The 1047-nt window shown below is 60.9% G+C and carries 2 pseudogenes; both read right to left on the bottom strand.

The window, feature by feature from the left end:
- A pseudogene (locus PA598K_RS32120) lies at positions 1 to 668 on the bottom strand (hypothetical protein); the annotation flags it as partial.
- A 141-nt stretch (positions 669 to 809) separates the two neighbouring features.
- Positions 810 to 1047: pseudogene (locus PA598K_RS32115) on the bottom strand (phosphomethylpyrimidine synthase ThiC); the annotation flags it as partial.

Below are 1047 nucleotides of genomic sequence, written 5' to 3'. Positions count from 1 at the left end.
ATGCTGCCGTCCTTGAGCTTATCCGAGCTCACCGAGCGGTCGATCAGATGGCGCTCATCGATGATGCCGCCAGCCAGATGCTCGCCTGTCACGCTGCCCGGAGCGAGCTTGGACGAGGTGACTGCGCCATCGGCGATCTTGATGCTCTCGACCGCAAAGTCTGCGATTGACTGCGTGACGATGCCGCCGCGCCGCAGCCGCTCGCCGCCGATACTCTGTGGCGCCAGCTTCGCTTCCGTCACCGAGCCGTCGGCCAGGTCATCCGTATAGATGATCGGCGCTTGCCGGCTGGGTCGACGCCGCTCCGCTAAGCGATCCGTTCTCTCCTGATCGCTTAGCGTGATCAGACCGATGAGTTTATCGATATCTCGAAGACCGCTCAGCTCTGCTCCCCGCACATCCTGCGTTGACTTGACCGCCTCCGCCTTCGGCGGCTCCTGCTTGCGCTTAGTGTCCGCCGCGATTTCTTCGATTTCTTCCGCGACCGCGACATGGTTGATCGTCACGGGCTTTGGCTTGTCATCTTGACCTGCCGCTGCAGTCGCGCTTGGCGCAGTCGGCTTGCGGGGCAGATCATCCAGCCACTTCAACTCCGAACGGTTCGGATTATCTACATAGAACAGCGGCTTGCGCCGCTTTGTACTCTTGCCTCTCCTGGTCTTCGCCATAGTCCACTCCTTCTTCCCACCTTTAGTTACCCCAGCATATGCATTGACCTATGGGCAGGTCACACATAGCCGGGCAGCAAATGGGAATGCGGTGGATCAGGCAGTCGCCGGAGGAGAGCTGTCCTTGCATTAGCTCTTGCGTTAACTATAGATGCCGCTGCCGGCGCGGAATGCCTCCGAGCGCTCGCGCATCCCTGCCTCGATGGCCTCAGACTCGTTCGTCAGCTCGCGCGCGGCCGCATACGCCCGGATATCCTGCGTAATCCGCATACTGCAAAATTTGGGCCCGCACATCGAGCAAAAATGGGCGGTCTTGGCCGCTTCGGCCGGCAACGTCTCGTCATGATAGGCCAGCGCCCGCTCCGGATCGAGCGCCAGA

The organism is Paenibacillus sp. 598K, from assembly GCF_003851045.1.
In the GTDB taxonomy this organism is placed as follows: domain Bacteria; phylum Bacillota; class Bacilli; order Paenibacillales; family Paenibacillaceae; genus Paenibacillus_D.
Note: the sequence above shows the minus strand (reverse complement) of the source record. Positions and strands in the feature narration are given on the sequence as shown.